The sequence below is a fragment of the Vibrio fujianensis genome (genome assembly GCF_002749895.1).
In the GTDB taxonomy this organism is placed as follows: domain Bacteria; phylum Pseudomonadota; class Gammaproteobacteria; order Enterobacterales; family Vibrionaceae; genus Vibrio; species Vibrio fujianensis.
The window spans coordinates 76,670-77,125 of the sequence record NZ_NBUS01000037.1 but is presented as its reverse complement, the minus strand read 5'-3'; the positions used below and the strand labels follow the sequence as shown (position 1 = coordinate 77,125).

The following is a 456-nucleotide window of genomic DNA, read 5'->3' as shown; positions in this document are numbered from 1 at the left end:
GCCAGCCGAGCGTCAAACTTTGCTGTTTAGTGCAACTTACCCCGCCAGTATTGAGCAGATTGCGCAAAGTGTGACTCGCAATGCGCTGATGATTAAAGTTGAGGCGACCCACGATACCTCAAGCATTCGTCAATACTTCTACAAAGTCGAAGGCAGTGCTGCGCGTGATGAGGCTCTGGAAACCTTGCTCTTGCACCATCAACCGACTTCTTCGGTGGTGTTTTGTAACACCAAACGTGAAGTACAAAATGTTGCTGATGCCCTGCATCAAAGCGGTTTTAGCGTGATTGAACTGCATGGTGATATGGAGCAGCGTGAGCGCGACCAAGCCTTAGTGCAATTTGCCAATAAGAGTATTTCTATTCTGGTGGCGACCGATGTTGCGGCTCGTGGTCTGGATGTCGATAACCTTGATGCAGTGTTTAACTACGATCTGTCTCGCGATCCTGAAGTGCA

The 456-nt window shown here is 49.1% G+C and carries 1 protein-coding gene; it reads left to right on the top strand.

Going from position 1 to position 456, the window contains the following annotated elements; genetic code table 11:
- The coding region (locus B7C60_RS17720) for a helicase-related protein (protein ID WP_281251644.1) at positions 1 to 456 on the top strand (456 nt) is incomplete at both ends.